This is a genomic window from Kibdelosporangium banguiense (genome assembly GCF_017876405.1).
Lineage (GTDB): Bacteria > Actinomycetota > Actinomycetes > Mycobacteriales > Pseudonocardiaceae > Kibdelosporangium > Kibdelosporangium banguiense.
Genome location: NZ_JAGINW010000001.1, coordinates 10,327,049 through 10,347,269 on the forward strand (window position 1 = coordinate 10,327,049; position 20,221 = coordinate 10,347,269).

Here is a 20,221-nt window from a genome sequence, read left to right on the forward strand (position 1 = left end):
ACGCCTTTGGCAGTGACGACGAAGGGGCGCTCTTCGATGATCCGGGAAAGCGACACCGTCGACGGCACGCAGGCAAGCCCGGCCGCGTTGCCCACCACCCGCGTGCTGGGGCTGCTGGTGATCTGTGCAGCGCAGTTCCTGGTGGCACTGGACCTGTCCATCGTCAACGTGGCCGTGCCGGCCATGACCAGGGAACTGGGCTTCGATCCCGGCTCGGCGGGCTGGGTGCTCTCGGCGTACGCGCTGGCCTTCGCCGCGATGCTCCTGCTGGGCGGGCGCATCGCGGACCTCTACGGACGCAAACGGGTGTTCGTCGTCAGCTTGTTGGTGCTGGGCGCGGCGTCAACGCTGGCCGGCGCCGCGTGGAACCCGACCATCCTGATCGCCGGCCGCGTCCTGCAGGGACTGGCCGCCGGGTTCATCGCGCCCTCCGCCCTGGGCCTGTTGACCGCCAGCATTCCGGAGGGGCCGCAACGCGAGCGGGCCCTGGGAATCTCCGGCGCGGTGCTGTCCACCGGGTTCGTCAGCGGCATGATCGGCGGCGGCCTGCTCACCGAGTTCCTGAGCTGGCGCTGGACGATTTTCATCAACGTGCCCGTGGTGATCGTGGCGGCGGCGCTGGCGGTGCGCCGGCTTCCCGAGAGTCGCGTCCGGGAGCGCAGCAAGCTGGACGTCCCCGGCGGCCTGCTGTCAGCCGGGGCGATGATGTTCATCGTCTACGCCCTCGAGGAGGCCGGGCCCGGGACGTCCTGGATGTACACGGCATCGCTGCTGATGGTCGGCGTCGGCCTCGCGCTGCTGTTCGTGCTGTGTGAACGTCGCAGCTCCTCACCGCTGCTGCCGCTGTCGCTGTTCCGGATCGGAGCCGTGGGCAGGGCGAACCTCATCGGTATGGCGATGGGCGCCGCGCACGGCGGCATGCTCATCATCCTGACCCTGTACCTGCAGCAGGTCCTGGGCTACGGGGCGCTGGCCACCGGTCTGGCGTTCGCTCTCTCGGGCACCGTCGCCATCCTCACCGGCACGCTCACCGGCAGGTTCATGCAGCGTTGGCCGCTGGACCGCGTGCTGCTGTTCGGCATCGCCATCACCGCGCTGGGCTATCTGGGCCTGGTCGCATTGCCCGAACGTGGAGGGCTGGGGCTGGTGCTCGTGGCCACCTCGCTCGACTCGTTCGGGCACATCATCGTGGTGGTCGCCTCCAGCGTAGCCGCCAACAACGGCGTGTCCGCCGATCACAAGGCCGTCGCGGGGGCCGTGCTGAACACCGCACAGCAACTGGGCATCGCCCTCGGGGTGGCGGTGCTGACCTCCGTAGCCTTCGCCGTCACAGCCGCCCAAGGCGGAGCCGACACCCCAGGAGCGATGGTCGACGGCTGGCGGTGGGCCCTGGCGCTGGGCACGGTCGTGATCCTGTCGGCCGTCCCGTTGACCCTGGCGATGCGCAAGAAGCTGCGGACGGCGTGAGGTGACCGATGGCAAGCGGGCAGTCGCCCTGCGTTCGAGTCGGAACCAAGGCTGCTTGAACCGGTCGATTGCATACAGGTGGAGGGTCGTCCCGGGCTTTACTTGCTACCTGGCCATATACGACTGGGTGAGTACGACGTTACGCTTAGCATCGCTCAGGAACTTAAGGCCATCAATCCAGTTTCGAACATATATCCGTTGTTCTCGACTTACTCCGATGCCGGGGTGATCGCCGTGCGGTGACGCGGTGCCCTGCGTGTCAGGAACGTGCGGTGCAGGTGCGTGACGGCGTTGAGTACGTCGTCCTCGGCACAGGTCACCGAGATCCGCCGGGCATGGACCGTCATGTCTCGCACAGCGACGCGGTTGGTCTTGAGGGTGTCCAGGACCAAGGGGCGCACTCGGGGGTGGTGGGCCCGAAATCCCCGGCCCACCAACGACACCGTCCCCATCGGCCCGGACCAGTGGCGTCCGGTGAACGCGCGGGCCGCGTGCAGTTCAGCGAGCGCCTCGTCGACCTGGTCTCGCTGATCCGCGTGGGCGATGAACCGCAGCGGAACAGGCCTGGACGGCAGGTCACCGGTCGGGTAGTTGAGCACGTCCACCGAGAGCGTGGGATTCGCCAGTGCTGCGGCGATCGTGGCCAGCGCGTCGGGGTCGACTCCGTCGAGCCGGCAGCGTAGTTGGCCGGTCTGGTGGGCCACGCCGACAGCGGTGAACCGCTCGCTCTCGAACGGCGCGTCGAAGTGGGCGCTGGTCACCCAGGTGCCACACGTCTCGGACGCGCTGGATCGGACGTGGACGGGTACGCGGTGGGCGCTGGCGTATTCCACGCTGGGATGGGCGAGCACCTCGGCGCCGCTGACCGCCAGCTCCGCCATGTCCCCATAGGACAGGTAGTCCATTTTCCGGGCTTCGCGGACATGCCGTGGATCGGCGGTGAACACGCCTTCGACATCCGTGTATATCTCGCACACTTCGGCTTGTAGTGCCGCGGCCAGTGCGACAGCGGTGGTGTCGGAGCCGCCTCGGCACAAGGTGGTGAGCTCGCCGTTGTCCGCGGCGGTGCCCTGGAATCCGGTCACCACAGGCACGACGCCCGCTTTGACGCATTCGCGGATTGCCACCGGGTCGACGTTGACGATACGAGCGCAACCGTGCATTCCGTCGGTGGTGATGCCGCCGTCGCGGCCGTTGAACGAACGGGCGGGCACGCCCAGTTCGTTCAGAGCCAAGGCAAGCGCGGCCGCCGAGGCCTGTTCACCGGTACTGAGCAGCAGGTCCAGTTCCCGCGCGTCCGGCGAGTCGGTGAGGTCGCGGGCCAGGCCGAGAATGGAGTCGGTGGTGCCGCCCATCGCGGACACCACGGCCACCACGGACCTGCGCTCGGCGGCTATCCGCCGGGCCGCGCGGCTGATCTTGCTCGCGTCAGCCAACGAGGTTCCGCCGTACTTCTGTACCACCAGGTTCATCGGTTGATCCCCCGAGTAGTTCTGTGCGAACCATCCGGTCACGCCCAACTCTCCCGGCGCAGTTGGGCCGGTGTGCCGAGGCGCACCGATTCGATTGCCGCCCTTCGGTAGTACAACTGGGCGTCGTTGTCGGACTGCATGCCCACCGCGCCGTTGACCTGCATGGTCTGCGTCGTGGCGGTACGCGCCAGATCCGCCGCCGCCGCGAGGTTGGCCGCCGCATGCGTGGTCGCGTCGTGGTCGTGCACCAGCATGCGTGTGGCATCGATGTGCATCGACAACTCGCTGAGCCGGAACGCCACGCCCTGGAACTTGCCGACGGGCTGGCCGAACTGACGGCGTGTCTTGGCGTAGTCGACGGCGTGATCGAGCGCGGCCTGCGTCAGGCCCACCAGATACGCCGCTTGGCGTATCCGCGCGTTGGCCAATGCTGTCTCCCACCCGGTGAAGGAATCAGCCCAGGCGGCCACAGGTGTGCCCGCGAACTCGACCTCGTATTCCTCGCCTCGGCCCGTTTCCTCGTATCGCCGCATCGTGATCGACGGATCACCGGCACGCACCAGCGCGAGACGCATTCCGGCTGCGTCGACGCCGCCCACGACGAAGTACTCCACCTCCGCGGCGAACCCGACGAACGTCCGCCGCGCGGTGATCACATCGTCCCCAGTGGACCATGTGTCGGTCGAGACGGCCAGCGCCACCGGTGCTTGGCCGAGGTCGTTGTCGGGGAACAGTTCTCGCGCGGTGATCGTGTCCAGCAGCGGCCCCTGGTACAGCACCGAGCCGAGCACCTCGGCCAGCCGAACGGTGTCCGAGGTGTCCAGCGCACCGAGCCCCATCAGCCCCTGCCACACCATCTCGCGGATTTCGCGACGGTCCTCGTCGCCGGGTCCGCTTTCCGCGCGCGGCCGATCGGCCATCCGCCGCACCAGCGGCGCCAGTTCCTCGTCGAAGAACTCCGCGATCGACGCGGTCTGCGTTCTGGTCATGACGGCAACCCCAATTTCGATGTGGCGACAAAGAACAGCATGATCTCCGAAGAACCCTGGGCTAGGGTGAGCCCCGGCGCCTCCCGCACCGCGCTGTCGAACACGCCGTCAGCGATCGCCGACGGGTCGCGTGCGTCCACAAGCGCCTGCGGCCCAAGCAGTTCAACCGCCGCCAGCGACACTTCCTTGGCCGTCTCCGAGGTGTACCACTTGGCGGTCGCCGACTGCACCTCGTCAGGCTTGCCCTCGTGCAGGTTCACGATGCACCGCCACGCCAGCAGACGCGCCGCGCGCACCCGGGCCTCCAGCTGCACCAGCCGCTGCTCGCAGCCCGGCGGTGCGTGCTGCTGCAGCGCGGCGAGGATGCGCTCGGCCTTGGCGAAGTGGTCCAATCCGGTGCGCTCCAACGGAAGCACGTTGTTGGCCACCTGCCACCCGTCGTCGACATCACCGAGCACGTCCTCGCGCCCGACCCTGATCCCGTCGAGTGTCACGCAGTCGAACCGCTCCTCCGACATGTTCCACAGTGGCTCGATGATCACACCCATGCTCTGCAGCGGCACCAGGAACAGCGTGATCCCGAAGTAGTTCACCGGACCGGCCGACGTGCGGGCCGCGCACAGCCCGAAATCACTGTGCTGCGCCTTCATGTTGTAGATCTTCTTGCCGTACAACCGCCAGCCGTCGCCGTCCGGCTCCGCGCGCGTGGTCAGCGACGCCAGGTCGGATCCGACACCTGGTTCGCTGAACAGCACGTTGGCCGTAGTCTCGCCGCGCGCGAGACCCGGCAGGAACCGCTCCTTCTGCTCCGGCGTGCCGAACAGGTTGATGGCCGACCCGACGATGTCGATACCCAGCTGGTGCACGTTGTCGGGCACGCCGTGGCGGATCATCTCCTCGGTGAGGATGGCCTTCTCCACGATCGTGGCGCCCGAGCCGCCGTAACGCTCCGGCCAGTTGATCGCCAGCCAGCCGAGCTTGCCCAGCCGCCGGTGCACTTCGCACACACCGGTCTCCTCGCCGTACGGCACCCGGCGGGACTGCGCCACTTCCTCGCGCACTTCATCTTCACACAGCAGCCTGCACACGTCCGCCCGGAAGCGTTCCTGCTCGGGTGTCGGAACCGGCATCATCGCACATTCACCTCGCTTAGCCTGTCGCGCAGCACTTCCGCCAACGACTCGATGTGTGGTGGTTGGAACATCGTGTAGTGGTTGCCCGGCACCACATGGATGGCGTCGGCATGGGCGCGCCATCGGTCAAGGTATTCGGCCTCCGAGTCCTCCGTGGACAACAGCACCACTCGCGCGTCCACAGGAGACGGCCGGTGCCCGAGGAACGTGCGGACATTCGCGGCGAACACCGGGAATCGCTTGGCCCACTCGGCTTCGCCCAGTTCGGCACCCATGCCAGCCATGTCGGCGGCGAACCACGTCCGCAGCTCATCGTCGTCGGGGTGGACCGGTTCGGCCGGGAAGGCGGTATCGATCACGAGCACCACCGCGACATCGCCGTCCTGACGCGCCATTTCCAGCGCGATCGCGCCGCCGCCCGACCAGCCTCCCAGGTGCAGCGGCCCGTCGGGCTGGACGTCGCGGACCGCGGCCAGGTAGGCGGTCGCGATGGCGGGCAGTCCGCGTGCCTGCACCGCGCCGCCATTCAGGCCTGGATCCTCCAACGCGTAGACGGGTTGGTCGTCACCCAGCAGTCCGGCCAACCCGACGTAGGGTGCCACCGATCCACCCACAGCGTGCACCAGGAACAGCGGCGGCCGCGCGCCCTCCGGCCTCAGCGGCACGAGCGGTGAAACGGTCGCTTGTTCCTCGCGCGACCGTTCCTCCCGCTGCGCGACGATCTCCTCCCGCTTGCGCCGCAACCGGAGCTGCAGCAGCGCACGTCGTTTCTCTTCCACAGTGGAGGGATGTGAACCGGACATCAGCGAGACTCGTTCAACATCCGATCGAGTTCCTCTTCGGACAACTCGGCGATCTCGGCTTGCAGCTTCGACACCTCGTCATCGCCCAGCAGTGCCCGCTGCGCCTCGTCGATCTGGCCCGCGTACTGGCTGAGCATCGGGTAGCTGAACAACCGCCGCGGGTCGAGCGTCACCTGGAAGGCGTCACGCACCCGGGAAACCAACTGGGTCACCTGCAGCGAGTTGCCGCCCAGCAGGAAGAAGTTGTCCTGCGCGCCGATCGTGCCCGGATCGAGGCTGAGCAAGCCCTGCCAGATCTCGGCCACCCGGCGCTGCGTCTCGGTGGTCAGCTCGACCTGTTGCACGTCGCCGCCCGGGCGTGGATCGGGCAGCTTCGTGTGGTCGATCTTCCCGGTCGAGGTCAGCGGGAGCTTCTCCAGCGCCACGTAGTCGGTGGGCACCATGTGCAGCGGCAGCCGCTCGGTCAGGTGCTCACGCAGCTCATCTTGGTCGAATTCACCCACTACGTAGGCAGCCAGCCACGCCGATGTCGTGCCCTGGTCTCGCACGGTCACGACGCTCTGCCGCACTCCCGGGAAGCTTTCGATGGCATGCTCGATCTCGCCGAGCTCCACGCGCAGGCCGCGCAGCTTCACCTGGCGGTCGACCCGGCCGAGGAACTCCAGGTTGCAGTCGGCGTTCCAGCGCACCAGGTCGCCGGTGGCGTACATGCGCTCGCCTGGGTCGCTCGCGAACGGGTCGGGCAGGAACTTCTCGGCGGTCTGGTCCGGCCTGCCGAGATAGCCGATGGCAAGACCAGCGCCCGCCATGTACAGCTCGCCGGGCACGCCGACCGGCACCGGCCGCAACGCACTGTCCAGCACGTAGGCACGCTGATTGGCCATCGCCCGGCCGATCGGCGGCGGCCCGTCCAGCGGCTCCGCCGGGCACAGGTAGTCCACGCACGTCACAGTGACCTCGGTGGGCCCGTAACCGTTGTGGAACTCGCGTCCTGGCTTGGACCACTTGTTGACCAGATCCGGGCCGAACGGCTCCATACCGATGAAGCACACCCGCAGATCGTCCAATGTGGATGGATGGAGCAGGCCGAGCACGGCAGGCGGGATGTCGACCATCGTCACCCGCTCCTTGGCCAGCAACGCCTGCAGCTTCTCCGGATCGAGCAGCTCCGGACGCGGCGCGCCGACAATGGTCCCGCCCGCGGTCAAGGTCGAGAACACGTCCGAGACGCTGACATCGAACGCGGGGTTGGAGAACTGCAGGATCCGGTCGTCCGGCGTCACCGAGAACATCTGCTGGAAGGTGGTGCAGAAGTTGACCACCGCCCGATGCGGGACGATGACTCCCTTGGGCGTTCCGGTCGAGCCCGACGTGTAGATGACGTAGGCCGCGTCCTCCTGGCCCACGGACACCGAAGGCGTCGAAACCTCACGTCCGTCAAGCGCATCAGTGTCCATCAGGATCCGCGGCAGCTCGGCGGGCACCCGATCAGCCAGATCCGACGTCGTCACCACCGCCGCCACGTCGGCGTCGCTCAGCTGATAGGCCAGCCGGTCCGGTGGATACTGCGGGTCGAGCGGCAGCCACGCCCCGCCCGCCTTGAGCACGCCGAGTTCGGCGGCAGGCAGGTCGAATCCGCGCTCCAGCAACACGCCGACCACGCGCCCTGGCACGACCTTGAAGTCGTCGACAAGGGCGTGTGCCAGCCTGCTCGACCGCTCGTCCAACTGCGCGTAGGTCAGGTCCTCCCCCTCGAACCTCATAGCGACCGCGTCGGGCGCCTCGGCCACGCGGGCCGCGAACAGTTCATGCAGCAGACGCCCATCGACTGCACCGGGCTCGGGATTCCACTCGGTGAGCACGCGCACGTATTCGCTGTCGGGCATGATGTCCAGCGCGTCCACCCGGGCGTCCGGCCTGGACAGCGCGTCGGCCATGACCGTCTTGAAGTGCTCGACCAGTCGTTGGATCGTGCTGTGGTCGAACAGCTCGGAGGTGTACTCGATCCACACCCCCAAGCCGCCGTCGGGCAGGTCGTTGATCTGGAAGGTGATGTCGAACCGAGTCGTCTCAGGCTGCGGTGTCAGCATCTCGACATCGACGCCGGACAGCCGCCAGCGTGCGATCATCTGCTCCGGCAGCAGCGTGAACAGGTGCGCGACCACCGGGTTGCGCCCGGGCACCCGCTCAGGGCTGAGCGCCTCGACCAGCCGGCCGAACGGCACGTCCTGGTGCGCCATCGCCTCGATGATGTTGTTGTTGGTGGCCTGCACCAGGTCGCGGAACACCGGATTGCCGTCCAGGTTGCCGCGAACCACGACCGTGTTGGCGAAGAACCCCATCATCGGCTCGGTCTCCGAGCGCGTCCGTCCGGAAAGGACGGAGCCGAGCGCGATGTCGGTCTGACCGGTGTAGCGGTTCACCACGACCTGGTACCCGGCCATCGTCAAGGCGAGCAGGGAAACCCCCTCGGCCTTGGCCATGTCGCGGATGTCCCGGGCGAGATCGTCCGGCAGACGGTCCTGGTGGATGTGCCCGGCGCCGGTGGGCGCGGAGGGACGCGGCCAGTCGCCGCGGATCTCCAGCGGTTCCATCCCGTCCAGTGTGGAGCGCCAGTACTCGACCTGCTTCTCCGGTTCCTCACTGAGCAGCCAAAGCCGTTGCCACGCCGCGTAGTCTGCGGGGTGCAGGGTGATCGGTTCGAACTCCGCGCCCGGATCGCTGTAGCGGGTCGCCAGCTCGTCGGCGAACTGGCGTGACGACCAGCCGTCGATGACGATGTGATGCCACACGATGGACAGCACATGGTCCTCCGGACCGAGCCGCAGTAACCCGAACCGGTACGGCGGTCCGTTGCGCAGATCGAACTCCGCCCGGACATGCTGGTCGATCCAGTCCTGAATGGACTCCTCGGTGCCGTCGGTCACCGGCAGGTCCCACGTCTCGGGCGGCGGATCGACGGCCTGGAACGGCACGCCGTGCTCATCGCCGAACCGGGTGCGCAGGCTCTCGTGCCGCGTGACGATCCCGCGGAACGCCTCGGACAGGCGGCCGACGTCGAGCGGGCCGCGCAGGCGCATCGCGAACGGCACGTTGTAGACCGGGGCGCCGCCGACCATCTGGTGCAGGAACCACAGGAACCGCTGCTGGTCGGCGATGGCCATCTTGCCCGTGCGCGGAACCTGGACGATCCGCTCCCGCTCGGCCCTTTCCGCCACCCGCTGGCGGACTTTCCTCTCCAGCAGTGCGCGCCGGATATCGGCGGCATTGCCCTCGTTGGGTGTGGTGTTCATGGTCTTGATCTCCTCCTTCACCGGCGCACGCTCAGCGGGCGCAGATCGGTCCACACCCCCGCGATGTGTGCCAGGCAATCGCTCTTGCTGCCGGAAACGCCGGCCGCACGCCAGCCGTTCGGAATCTCCCGGCCGTCCGGCCAGATCGAGTACTGCTCCTCGTGGTTGACCACCACGACGAACTGGTTTTCCATCGCGTTTACCTCTCCTGTGGTACCAAAGCGGGAACGTCGGCCAGTCCGGTGAGATAGCTGTCGAACGTCGCGAGCGCGTCCGCCGCGGGCCGCGCCAGCGAGACCGCGTGGTTGCTGAACCGCTCGGTGTCGAACTGCCTGCAGCTGTCGGTGAACATCCGGTCGAACTCCGCCGGCGCGGCGTCACCGTTGCCGTTCGGTGGCGGCAACAGCAGTTGCAGCCCGGCGAGCCTCTGGTCGTGCTCGGAAGCGGCCTCGACGCGCTCGCGGAACTGCCCGTAGGCCACGTGGTCCAGCCTGCATCGATCGGCGAGCGCCTCGAACGCCTCGGCGAAGCGCAGCGTTCGCGGCCACAGCACGTGCACCGCGCCGTCGGGTACCTCGATGTCGCCGGTCGCGGCACCAGCCACGAACTGGCTGACCACATCCACCGGTGTCACGTCCGTCTTGGCGTCGGTCTGGAACACGCATCCCGTGCGAGCGCACGCGTACAACAGGTTGTGCGCGAGCGAACCTGGGTTGGCCATTCCCATCGACTGGTGCGGCCAGACCTCGCCGAGCCGGTACGCCACCGAGCCGATGCCACGCTTGCGTGCGTTGGCGAGCAAGCATTCCGCGACGTACTTCGACCTGTTGTAGCCATCCAGGGCGACGTGATCCAGCGCCGGCATCTGATCCTCGGTGATGCGCCTGCCGTTCGGTTCGCTGGGCGGGAAGATGCTCAACGTGGACAGGGTGTGCACGCGGGCACCGCCCGCGGCGAGTTTGATGAGCTCTTGCACCCCACGCACATTGGTCGGGCGGTGGTCCAGATAGCCGGACAGGAAGTTCACCGCACCCGCGGCGTTGACGACGCCGGACACGCTCGACGCGATCGCGTCGAACTGCCACTGCGACAAGCCGAGCAGCTCACTGCCCAGGTCACCGGGGACCACCTCGACCCGTCCGGTCTTGAGCATCGCGGGCAACAGCTGGCACGCGGACGTCAGCCGGTACTGATCGAGAGCCTCGGTCAACCGCCGGACGCCGTCAGTCGGGTCGGCACACCGCACAAGGCAGATCAGCGTCGAGTTGGAGTTGACCAGCAACTCGGCGAAGATGTGCGCGCCGACGAACCCGGTCGCGCCCGTGACCAGCAGCGTCTGCGGCGGACGCCACTCGATGTCGTGCTTGAGGTAGGCCAGTTCGGCGCTGTCGTCGTCGACTCCCTTGGCCAGCCGTTCCGCTTGGGCGCGCACGGTCGGCTCGACAAGCAGATCCCTTGGCCGCACTGTCGTGTCCAGCCGCGCGCTGACCGCGACGGTGAGCCGGTTGGCGATCAGCGAGTTGCCGCCGTAGTCGACGAACGGCGTGACCACACAAACCTGGCCCAGCCCCAGCACTTCGCACCAGGCTGAACAGATCAGCTCCTCCATCGGGTTGGCCGGCGGTTCGATGTGATCGGCGGGGCCCGTCTGCCGTGCCGTCTCGGCCGTGACGATCGCGGACAACGCCTTGCGGTCCACTTTGCCGTTGTGGTTCAGCGGCAGGGCGTCGAGCACCACGATCTGCTGCGGGACCTGCTCGGCAGGCAGTTTCTCCGCCGCGTACTCGCGAAGTTGCTCCGGGCTCGGCGGATTGTCGGCCGAGCGCGGGGTGACGCATCCGACCAAAGTGGACTCCGGGGCTTCCCCGAGTACGACCGCGATCGCGCTGCCGACCAGCGGATGGTCGGTCAGTGTCGACCCGACGTCGCCGAGTTCGACGCGGACTCCGCCGAGCTTGACCTGCTCGTCCATCCGGCCGGCGAAGTACAGCAGCCCGTCCTCGCCGACCCGCGCCAGATCCCCTGTCCGGTATAACTTGTCGCCGGGGATCTCCGGGAACGGGTTGTCCACGAGCACCCCGGCGGTGCGCTCTGGATCGTTGAGGTAGCCCGCGCCGACGCACTCACCGCCGAGGTACACCTCGCCGGGCGTGTTCACGCCGACGGGCTTGAGGTCCTCGTCGAGCACGATCGCGGCGGTGTTGTCGATGGGACGCCCGATCGGGATCCGGTCCACGTCGGCGTCGGTGATCTCGTGGAACACCGAGCCGATCGAACACTCAGTCGGGCCGAACGTGTTGGTGACCTTGATGCCCGGCAGCAGTGCGCGTAGCCGGTGCACGACACCAGGAGTGGCCGGTTCCCCACCGATCAGCACGCGCCGCAGGCACGATGTCGCCTCACGCAGGTCCTCACGCAACTCCAGCAATGCGACGAACACCGCGAGCACGGACGGCACGAAGTCGGTGACCGTGACGCCGTAGCGGCCGATGGTCAGCGCGGTCTGTTCAAGGTCGAGAATCCCGTCCCGGTGCGGCAACACCACCTGGCCACCGGAGACCAGCGGCCACAACACCTGCCACATCGAGGAGTCGAATGTGGACCGGCTGTTCTGCAGCGTCACGTGATCGGCCCCGTCGCCGAACCGGCGCGACATCGTGGTCAGCCTGTTCACCAGGCCGCGGTGGTGGTTGAGCGCGCACTTGGGCGTTCCTGTCGAGCCGGACGTGTAGAATCCGTAGATCAAGTCCTCGGGTCCGGGTTCCCGGCCGGCCGGTGGCGGGATCGGGGCAGTCGGATCGTGCCGCGCCTGCGCGCAGTCGACGACCACCGTGGGCAGCGCCCACCGCAGCTCGGTGACCGTCTCCACGGTCGCGGGCGAGGCCACGATGGCCGGCGGCGTCAGCTCGGCCATGATCGCGTTGAGCCGGTCGATCGGCCAGGCCGGATCCAGCGGCACGAACGCCGAGCCGGTCTTCATCACCCCGAACAGTGCTGTCGGGAATTCGGGCCCGTCGGCGACGAGCACGGGTATCAATTGCCGTTTCGACACACCGTTTTCAATCAACAGATTAGCGGTCGCATTGGCTGCGGCGTCGAGGTCGGCGTAGCTCATCGTGGTGTCGCGATAGCGGATGGCCGGCCGCTCCGGCGCGATCCTTCTTTGTTCACAAAACAGATCCAGGACAGTGCTATGCCGGGGGAACGCGTGGTGCGGCCCCAGGGACGAGTGAATGCCAGTTAATGCGTGTTCACTCTCGTTCGTCTGCTGATGGCGCGGCATCGTGCCCCCATAGTCTCGACTGGAAAAATCATCGCGTCAGGCAAATCTGCGACCAACAGGTCGATGAGTTTCAGATTGCCATGACCCACCCTCGGTCCGCATGACGAGAGTGCCCAAGCGTCTACTGTATTTGACGGATGTGGATGGCCAGTTGCACATCGCGCGAATTGTCAGGCGCGGGTAAAAGCGCACGAGCGGACACGCGTGATCATCGTCGCCGCCGTGCCCGGCGAGACCGCGACGGCGATGATCCACAGCCGGTACCACCCCGGCACCGACGCCCTCCGATGCCGTGCCGACGACGATTCCGTTGGCGCAGCAGGATAGGACGGCTCAACCCTCGGGCCATCCGGACCCACGACCACATCACACGCGTGAACCTGTAATCCCATGCTTAGCGGTTACCCGAGCACTCGGCCACCATACACACATCACCCGGATAGAGTAAAGTTCTCTTTAAGACCATTGTGGACCGTGATCTTGCGAGCATATTCACACAGCCCCAGCTCAGCCCCGATAAATACGTGTCACATAACGTCGATACATATCACGACGGTCACCCCGACACGACAGTTGTGGTGGCGTCGCACAACCGGCTTGTCATGCCGACTCACCACCGGACGGTTAGAGTCGGAGAAGGTCGACGTATGGAGCCGAATCGCGCCCGTCCACCAGCATAAGTGGGGAGCTCGTGGTGCAAGCCAACAAAAACGAGGTTATCGGGGTATTTCAATCGGGCGGGCTTTCCGCCCTCGCCGTCGGAGTCTGGCTGCATGAACTGTCCACTCCGGCGAAGCACTATATTGCCGACATCGGCCAATCTGATCGCCCGACGATGGACGCGGTCGCCGCTTCGCTGCGAACCTTCGGCGACGAAGTCGTGATCGTTGATTTGCGATCAGCGATGGCTGCGACAGCGTCCGATTTGTTGCGGTATCGCGCCCGCCACGACGGCGGTTACTGGAACACGACCGGCGCCGCGCGGTTCGTGCTCGTCAGCCAGCTCGCGCCGCTGATGATGGCGGACGGATGCCACGCGTTCGCCCACGGCTGTGTCGGCGGCGGCAACGATCAGCGCCGCTTCGCGCGCTACGGCGCCCAGGTCGCGCCGGAGCTGTCGGTCATCGAGCCGTGGACCAATCCGCAGGCGCTGGAACGATTCCCCGATCGCGAGCGGATGCTCCAGGCCGTCGCCGAGTACGGTCTGCATCTCGATCGGGGCAGCAGCGCGGAGCGGTCCACCGACGCCAATCTCGCCGGCAGTTCCCATGAATCGGCCGAACTGGAAGACCTGGAGACGCCGGTCACCCGGCTCGATCCGCGGTGGAGCAAGTGGCCAAGGCAGACTCCGGCCGATCTGCAGACCGTCGAGGTCACCTTCCGGGACGGCCGGGTCGCCGACATCGACGGCAGCGGCCCCGACCCGGTCGAATGGATGGCCGTGGCGAACGAAACCGGTGCGCGGCACGGCATTTGGCTGCGTGACGTGGTCGAGCGGCGCATCATCGGCACGGTCTGCCGCGGCATCTACGAGGCGCCCGGCCTTGAGCTGCTCGACCGCGCCTGGAGCCGCATCCTGCAAGCCAGCCTCGACGCGACCTGCAGCGAGCTGTACGACCGGCTGGCCGCAGTGTTGGGTGCTGCGATGTATGAGGCGCGCTGGCTCGATCCGGCCGCGCACGCGGCGCGAGTCGCCATCGACCGGCTCGTCGGCGACATCAACGGCCGCGTGACCCTGTCCGTCCACAGGGGAATCGCTCAGGTCGAACGGATGCAGGTGGCCAGCGGCGTGGTGCAGCAGACCCGGTTCGGCTCGGGCGGCAACCGCTGGAGCAAGGTGACCGCCGTTTAGGCGAGGGAGGAGGAACGATGCGTGAACGCCGATTCGGCCGGCTGGGCTGGATGGTCAGCGACGTCGGCTACGGCATGTGGGGTATAGCCGGCGGCGAAGGCGGATGGACTGGCGCGGACGACGAGACCGGCAACACCGCACTCGACGAGGCCGTCCGGCTCGGGTGCAACTACTTCGACACCGCTTGGATCTACGGCCGCGGACACAGCGAGGAGATGCTCGGGCAGTTGCTCAAGCGGCATCCGGATCGCCGGCTGTACGCCGCCACCAAACCACCGCCAAAGGACCGCACCTTCCCGTCCACTCGGGACTCGAAACTGTCCGATGTGTACCCGCCGGATCATCTGTGGGAGTACTTGCAGCTGAGCCTCAAAGGCCTCGACGTGCCGTCGGTGGACCTGTTCCAGTTCCATGTCTGGGAGGACGCCTGGGCACACGACACGGCCTGGCAGGACGCCATCGGCGAGATGAAGGAACGCGGTCTGATCAAGGGCGTCGGCATCAGCGTCAACCGCTGGGAACCCTGGAATGTACTGGAAACCCTGAACACCGGGCTGATCGACGCGGTGCAGGTGATCTACAACATCTTCGACCAGTCCCCCGAGGACGAGCTGTTCCCGGCGTGCCGTGAACTGGACATCGCGGTGATCGCCCGAGTGCCTTTCGACGAGGGCACCCTCACCGGCACCCTGACCCGCGACAGCCGCTGGGCCGAAGGCGACTGGCGCAACACGTACTTCGTCCCGGAGAACCTCATCCCGAGCGTGGAGCGGGCGGAGCGGCTGGCGAAGATCGTGCCGGACGGCATGACCATGCCCGAACTCGCACTGCGCTTCATCCTCCAGAACCCTGACGTCACAACGGTGATCCCCGGTATGCGCAACCTCAAGCACGTCCGGAGCAACATCGCCACGAGTGACGCCGAACCACTGAGCGAGGACCTGATGGCGCAGTTGCGTGAACACCGCTGGGACCGTGAACCCACTTGGTGGTCGCAATGAGTGCCGCGCCGAAGCCCATTGTGCTGTGGGCCGTGCCTCGATCCCGGTCCACGGCGTTCCTGCGCATCATGCTCGAACGCGGCGACCTCGAAGTCGCCCACGAGCCATTCTCGTACCTGCAGGTGGACGGCCACTACGAGTTCGCAGGCATGCGCGTCGCGTCGACGATCGAACTCCTCGACGCGATGTTCGAGGTCAACGCCAACGAGCGCCGGGTGTTCGCCAAGGACACCTCCGACTACAAATACCCCCAGTTGCTCGAAGACGGCCGTCTGTTCAGCGACGTGGTCAACACGTTCATGATCCGTGAGCCGCGGGGCGCGATCTCCTCCCACTACGCGATGAATCCCAAGGCCACATTGGACGAATACGGATTCGAGTACCTGCACGCGATCTTCGACGCGGTGCGGTCGGCGACCGGCGAAGTCCCACTGGTGATCGACGGCGACGACCTGGTGGCCAAGCCGGAAGCGACAGTCCGGGCCTACTGCAAGCGAGTCGGTCTCGAGTTCAAACCCGAAGCGATGCACTGGAATCCCGGCGAACAGAACAAGTGGCAGCGCACCACCCGTTGGCATTCGGAGGTGGCCGAGAGCCGCGGGCTGGAGGCCAAGAAGCCGAAGCAGCGCGAGACTCCCGACACCAACGAGCATTTGCGCCGCATCGCCGATCACCACCAACCGTTCTACGACGCCCTCGCGCGCCACCGCATCACCGCGTAAGCCGTCCGGCCACATCCCGCACAGAGGCTCGCGGGCGTCAACTGCGCGCCCGCGAGCCGGGCGATTCGGAGACTCCGGGCGCGCGCTCAGGCAGAAGCCAATGACCGCCTGTGTGCTACCCCGATCAATGTCACGATGACGGCACATGCCCAGGCACCGGACATTCGCTCACGCCGGCCAGGCGCGGATCGACCCGGACGGCAAGATCAGACATTGTGGAACTCGGCAGCCGCGGAATTGCCACTAAACAGTAGGAAGACCGCATGTGCTGCGATGGCAAGCTCTAGCAGTGTTCTCGGCTGGTGCAGGTCTTGGGCGGTGGCTGCCCAGTGGAGCAGCTGGCCGCCGTAAGCCTCCAACCATCGCAACGCGAAACGGGCAAGATCCGCCAGGACGACTTGCTCATCCTCGGTCTTGCCGCGGCCAACCACGACCCACTCGTGCGGCCGGACCCGCAGATGTTGACCGGCAACCAGGCGTACATGTCCTTCAGCAACGGCGAACACGGGTGCCCGTACGCGGCCCAGGAGATCGCCAAGGTCATCGCCGAGGCCGCGATCGAGGTCCTGCTCGACCGGCTCCCCGACGTACTCCTGGCGGTACCGGCCGACACGTTGACGTGGCGGCCGTCGCCACTGTTTCGCGGACTGTCGACACTGCCAGTGAAGTTCACCCGATCTAGACGGTATGGCGTGATCGCTCGGTGGTGAGTGGTCGCGGGCCTGGGCTGGCGTGCCAGCTCCGCATCCGCCGCACCCCGACCCCGGCGGAGAGTTCAGGCCGATGTCACGGTCTGGGTCGCATGGGTCCTGTCGGATCAACGACCCGGGCGTGCTTGGTCACAGGTGGTGTCGGTCTCCGGCAGGACGCCGTCCAGCAGATAGTGGTTGACCGCCGTGTCGATGCAGGGGCTGCCGGCGAGGGGGAACACGGTGTGCCGGAACGATCCTCGAAGGGTCACCAGCCGCGATCCGGTCAGCGCCTGGTGCATGGCCTGCTGGCCCGGCAGAGGAGCGAACGCGTCGCCGGAGGAGCCCACTATCAGCGCCGGGACGGCGTTGCGCACCAGGGTCGGCGGTTCCACCGGCTCGGTCGGCCAGAAAGCGCACGGCGTGATGTTGCGGGTCAGCGGCCCGAACAGCGGCTCGTCGGCGCGATGCTCCTCGATGTCCCGCAGATAGCTGCCCGGGTCACGGGAGGTCGCCCGGTCGGCGCAGAGGATCGGGGTTCCGGCGCGGTCGGTGGCGGCGCCGGAACCCGTGAACAGCTCGGTGAGGAACTGCGTCAGGGACGGCGTGGGAACCACCGCTTCCCCACCGGCGGCGGCGGCGAGTACGCGCACGTCTCCGGCGAGCGCCGCATAGGTCTCCTCGCTGTCGTCGGCGAGGGGCGCGATCAGCAGGTACGGCAACACATGCGCGTCGACCTGGAACTCACCGAGCCGAAGTGGACGGTGCGTGGCGGCCCGAGCGATTCGGTCCACAGTGGAGAGAACCGAGCTCGTGGTGGCGCCCAGGTGGAACCGGTCGGCGTGACCGGCCGCCCACCCAGCCCAGTGCTCGAGCGCCGCGGCCATCGCGGGGGCGGACCGCGCCAGCAGGTTGGGGCCGTAGACCGTCGGGTCGACCGCGCCGTCGAGCACGACCCGGTCGGCGCGGTCGCCGAACATCTGCAGGTAGACCGCGCCGAGATAGGTGCCGTAGGACGCGCCAAGGTAGGAGATCTTCTGCTCGCCCAGCGCGGCGCGCAACACGTCGATGTCGCGGGCGGTGTTGCGGGTCGAGGCGTATGGCAGCAGGTCCCTGTTCTGCCGGGCGCAGCCCGCGGCCAGGTCCTCGGCGAACGCCGAACTCTCGGTGAAGGTGCGCCGATCGGGACCGGCCGACCGGAGGAAGGTGTTCGTGGTCCACCGGCAGTGCAGCGGAGTGCTGCGTCCGATGAACCGCGGGTCCATTCCGACCAGGTCGTACCGGGCCGCGACCTGGGGCACGAGCTGGTTGATCAGCACCTGTTCCAGGCCAGGGACCCCGGGGCCGCCGGGGTTGATCAGCAGGACGCCGCGCCGGTTCGCCGGATCCGCAGCTTTGATCCGGGACACCGCGACGGTGATAGTGCGCGCATCCGGGCGCGCGTAGTCCAGCGGGACCGTCATCTCGCCGCACTGCGCCCCGGCCTCGTCCAGTGCCTTTCCGACCTCGTCCTCCGGCCCGGCCTGGCAACCGTGCCAGGCGATGGCCGCCCGGTCCGGTGTGCCGTCTCCGAGAGCCGTCCGCGCACCGGCGATGACCGCCGCTGCGAGAAGCCCGACCGCGAGAGCGATCGCGACCCACCCGCGGGTGGCGCGCCGTTGTGGACTATCTGATCCCTGTGACATGGCGCCAGCCTCGAGGACAGCCCTGTGCGGGCACATCTCCCGATCGGCAGATATCGCCTCACGAATCCCGGAGTGGGAAAGCCGCGGCGACCTGCCAGCCCTTGCCGAACGGAGCCGCGGTGAACCGGCCACCGGCCGCGTCCACCCTCTCGGCCAGACCGGCCAGGCCGGTGCCGCCGCGCCGACCGGTGTGCAGGAGGCGCCCACCGCCTTCGTCGACGACGGACACCCGGACGGCCCCGTCGTCGACCCAGACGCGGACGCGGACCGTGGCGCCCGCCCCGGCGTGACGTCGAACGTTCGTGAGCGCTTCGAGCACGACGAGGTAGACCAAGGACTGCGTGTCAGGTGGTACGACCCCGACGCCGGGCGCGATGTCCAGCTCGGCTTCGCCGGTGGCGGCGAACCGTTCCACCAGCGCGGGCAGGTCCACCAGACCGTGCCTGCCGGCCAGCGCGCCGTCCTCGTCCCGCAGCGCGTGCACCATGTCGTCCATAGAGGACAGTGCGCGCTGGCCGGACTCCTCTATCCGCTCCAGAAATGCCTCAGCCCCATGCATGTCGACACGCGCGGCCTGCGCCTCCAGCACGATGCCGGTCACCTCGTGAGCCACGAAGTCGTGCAGATCGCGGGCGATGCCGAGGCGCTGGGCCCGGCGAGCCCGAAGGACGGCCGCGCGCCTGCGGCCTTCCTGGACCCGGAGGTAGTAGGCGACCGCCAACACACACACGAGCAAGAAGAACGCCGTCGAGGCCAGGAACGTCGTCGGAGCCCACGCGAGGTGGTCCCGGCTCAGCGCGAACCGCACGGGCAGGGCCACGACGGCGAGGCCGAGCACGGCCGTCAGCCACGCGGCCGACCGAGCCGGCAACCGGCGCACCACCAGCCAGGCAACCACGAGAAGGGCCGGGAACTCGACCAGAAGCCACGCCGCGACCAGCGCCTTCGGCCCTCCGTAGGCGACATCGACGGCCAGCGAGATCGAGCCGGCCGCACCGGCGGCCACCGGAAACGACACCGGCCCCAGCGGCCACCGCAGGCAACACACCGCCGCCACGGCCACCGCCGAGCACGCCAGCAGCACGACGCCCACCCCGGTCCCGGGACTGACGAACGACACCACGCTCAGCAACACGATCCCGACGGCGGCGCAGGACCGAGCCAGGTTACTGGCCCGCACGGCCCGCCTCCCACGCCCAGACCGCGATGCCGACCCGGTTGCGAACGCCGAGCTTGCGCTGAATGCTCGCGACGTGGGTCTTCACCGTGCCCGGTGAGATGAACAGCTGGGCGGCGATCTCCCCGTTGGTCCTGCCGGTCGCCACCTGGCCGGCGATCTCGGCCTCCCGTTCGGTCAACCTCTCCGCCGGCACGTGTGGCGCCGGACCGGGCGAGATCACATGCCGCAGCAGGCGCACCGTCACCGACGGGCTGATCAACGTGTCACCAGCCACCGCCGCCCGGACGGCCTCGATCAGCAACCCCGGGCCCGCCCGCTTGAGCAGGAACCCGGACGCGCCGTACCGCAGCGCGGGGTAGACGTACTCGTCCAAATCGAACGTGGTGACCACGACCACCCGCACCGGGACCAGGGCATCAGGTCCGGCGAGCAGACGAGTCACCTCGATCCCGTCCACACCGGGCATCCGCACATCGACCAGCGCCACATCCGGCCGAAGCTCCCTCGACAGGTCGACGGCGGTCCTTCCGTCCCCGGCCTCACCCACCACCGACAGATCGGCCTGACTGGTCAGGACGCGCCGAAAGCTTCGGCGGACCACCTGCTGATCGTCCGCGACCAGAACACGGATACTCACCGCGCCGATGATGCC

Annotated in this window: 16 protein-coding genes; 6 read left to right on the forward strand and 10 right to left on the reverse strand. The window is 67.7% G+C overall.

Annotated features, from left to right (window positions below; all coding sequences use genetic code 11):
* The first annotated feature begins 36 nt into the window (after positions 1-36).
* A complete protein-coding gene (locus JOF56_RS46500) occupies positions 37-1,467 on the forward strand; it encodes an MFS transporter (protein WP_209645906.1) in 1,431 nt (476 codons plus the stop codon).
* Between the two features lie 209 nt (positions 1,468-1,676).
* Here the strand turns inward: JOF56_RS46500 and JOF56_RS46505 are convergent, their stop codons facing one another.
* The 7 genes from JOF56_RS46505 to JOF56_RS46535 are packed head-to-tail and all read right to left on the reverse strand — an operon-like array spanning position 1,677 to position 12,440.
* A complete protein-coding gene (locus JOF56_RS46505) occupies positions 1,677-2,939 on the reverse strand; it encodes an aspartate kinase (protein ID WP_209645907.1) in 1,263 nt (420 codons plus the stop codon).
* 38 nt (positions 2,940-2,977) lie between these two features.
* Complete coding sequence (locus JOF56_RS46510; protein ID WP_209645908.1) at positions 2,978-3,928, reverse strand: acyl-CoA dehydrogenase family protein; 951 nt, start codon at positions 3,926-3,928, stop codon at positions 2,978-2,980.
* Entirely contained in the window at positions 3,925-5,058 is a 1,134-nt protein-coding gene (locus JOF56_RS46515) for an acyl-CoA dehydrogenase family protein (protein ID WP_209645909.1), read from the reverse strand. The genes JOF56_RS46510 and JOF56_RS46515 overlap by 4 nt, the downstream gene beginning before the upstream one ends.
* Positions 5,058-5,864, reverse strand: a complete 807-nt coding sequence (locus JOF56_RS46520; RefSeq protein WP_209645910.1) for a thioesterase domain-containing protein — start codon at positions 5,862-5,864, stop codon at positions 5,058-5,060. The genes JOF56_RS46515 and JOF56_RS46520 overlap by 1 nt, the downstream gene beginning before the upstream one ends.
* A complete protein-coding gene (locus JOF56_RS46525) occupies positions 5,864-9,178 on the reverse strand; it encodes a non-ribosomal peptide synthetase (protein WP_209645911.1) in 3,315 nt (1,104 codons plus the stop codon). Before JOF56_RS46525 ends, JOF56_RS46520 begins: the two co-directional genes overlap by 1 nt.
* Positions 9,175-9,351: an MbtH family protein gene (locus JOF56_RS46530; protein ID WP_209645912.1), complete on the reverse strand. Its 177-nt coding sequence runs from the start codon at positions 9,349-9,351 to the stop codon at positions 9,175-9,177. Before JOF56_RS46530 ends, JOF56_RS46525 begins: the two co-directional genes overlap by 4 nt.
* Before the next feature lie 5 nt (positions 9,352-9,356).
* The gene (locus JOF56_RS46535) at positions 9,357-12,440 is read right to left on the reverse strand and encodes a non-ribosomal peptide synthetase (protein WP_281065593.1); all 3,084 of its coding nucleotides are present in this window, start codon (positions 12,438-12,440) and stop codon (positions 9,357-9,359) included.
* Between the two features lie 204 nt (positions 12,441-12,644).
* Here JOF56_RS46535 and JOF56_RS59795 point away from each other — a divergent pair, with 204 nt between their 5' ends.
* From JOF56_RS59795 to JOF56_RS46555, 5 genes are all read left to right on the forward strand, one after another.
* On the forward strand, positions 12,645-12,767 hold the full coding sequence (locus JOF56_RS59795) for a hypothetical protein (RefSeq protein WP_281065594.1): 123 nt from the start codon (positions 12,645-12,647) through the stop codon (positions 12,765-12,767).
* 367 nt (positions 12,768-13,134) lie between these two features.
* Positions 13,135-14,292, forward strand: coding sequence for an argininosuccinate synthase domain-containing protein (locus JOF56_RS46540; protein WP_209645914.1), 1,158 nt, complete (start codon positions 13,135-13,137; stop codon positions 14,290-14,292).
* Between the two features lie 17 nt (positions 14,293-14,309).
* Complete coding sequence (locus JOF56_RS46545) at positions 14,310-15,293, forward strand: aldo/keto reductase (protein WP_209645915.1); 984 nt, start codon at positions 14,310-14,312, stop codon at positions 15,291-15,293.
* Positions 15,290-16,015, forward strand: a complete 726-nt coding sequence (locus JOF56_RS46550) for a sulfotransferase-like domain-containing protein (RefSeq protein WP_209645916.1) — start codon at positions 15,290-15,292, stop codon at positions 16,013-16,015. The genes JOF56_RS46545 and JOF56_RS46550 overlap by 4 nt, the downstream gene beginning before the upstream one ends.
* 302 nt (positions 16,016-16,317) lie before the next feature.
* Complete coding sequence (locus JOF56_RS46555; protein WP_372448320.1) at positions 16,318-16,725, forward strand: cytochrome P450 family protein; 408 nt, start codon at positions 16,318-16,320, stop codon at positions 16,723-16,725.
* 107 nt (positions 16,726-16,832) lie between these two features.
* On the opposite strand, the gene JOF56_RS46560 is transcribed toward JOF56_RS46555, so the two are convergent.
* The 3 genes from JOF56_RS46560 to JOF56_RS46570 are packed head-to-tail and all read right to left on the reverse strand — an operon-like array spanning position 16,833 to position 20,206.
* Positions 16,833-18,389, reverse strand: coding sequence for an alpha/beta hydrolase (locus JOF56_RS46560; protein WP_209645917.1), 1,557 nt, complete (start codon positions 18,387-18,389; stop codon positions 16,833-16,835).
* 58 nt (positions 18,390-18,447) lie between these two features.
* Positions 18,448-19,569 (reverse strand): sensor histidine kinase, encoded by a 1,122-nt coding sequence (locus JOF56_RS60470; RefSeq protein WP_209645918.1) that lies wholly within the window; start codon positions 19,567-19,569, stop codon positions 18,448-18,450.
* Positions 19,556-20,206, reverse strand: coding sequence for a response regulator (locus tag JOF56_RS46570; RefSeq protein ID WP_209645919.1), 651 nt, complete (start codon positions 20,204-20,206; stop codon positions 19,556-19,558). Before JOF56_RS46570 ends, JOF56_RS60470 begins: the two co-directional genes overlap by 14 nt.
* Positions 20,207-20,221: the final 15 nt, after the last annotated feature.

Excerpts from the sequence above, each read along its gene's own strand:
- JOF56_RS46505 (WP_209645907.1), bottom strand. The coding sequence starts at position 2,939 with ATGAACCTGGTGGTACAGAAGTACGGCGGAACCTCGTTGGCTGACGCG.
- JOF56_RS46530 (WP_209645912.1), bottom strand. The coding sequence starts at position 9,351 with ATGGAAAACCAGTTCGTCGTGGTGGTCAACCACGAGGAGCAGTACTCG.
- JOF56_RS46500 (WP_209645906.1), top strand. The coding sequence starts at position 37 with ATGATCCGGGAAAGCGACACCGTCGACGGCACGCAGGCAAGCCCGGCC.
- JOF56_RS46545 (WP_209645915.1), top strand. The coding sequence starts at position 14,310 with ATGCGTGAACGCCGATTCGGCCGGCTGGGCTGGATGGTCAGCGACGTC.
- JOF56_RS46560 (WP_209645917.1), bottom strand. The coding sequence starts at position 18,389 with ATGTCACAGGGATCAGATAGTCCACAACGGCGCGCCACCCGCGGGTGG.
- JOF56_RS46515 (WP_209645909.1), bottom strand. The coding sequence starts at position 5,058 with ATGCCGGTTCCGACACCCGAGCAGGAACGCTTCCGGGCGGACGTGTGC.
- JOF56_RS46550 (WP_209645916.1), top strand. The coding sequence starts at position 15,290 with ATGAGTGCCGCGCCGAAGCCCATTGTGCTGTGGGCCGTGCCTCGATCC.
- JOF56_RS46535 (WP_281065593.1), bottom strand. The coding sequence starts at position 12,440 with ATGCCGCGCCATCAGCAGACGAACGAGAGTGAACACGCATTAACTGGC.
- JOF56_RS46520 (WP_209645910.1), bottom strand. The coding sequence starts at position 5,864 with ATGTCCGGTTCACATCCCTCCACTGTGGAAGAGAAACGACGTGCGCTG.
- JOF56_RS46510 (WP_209645908.1), bottom strand. The coding sequence starts at position 3,928 with ATGACCAGAACGCAGACCGCGTCGATCGCGGAGTTCTTCGACGAGGAA.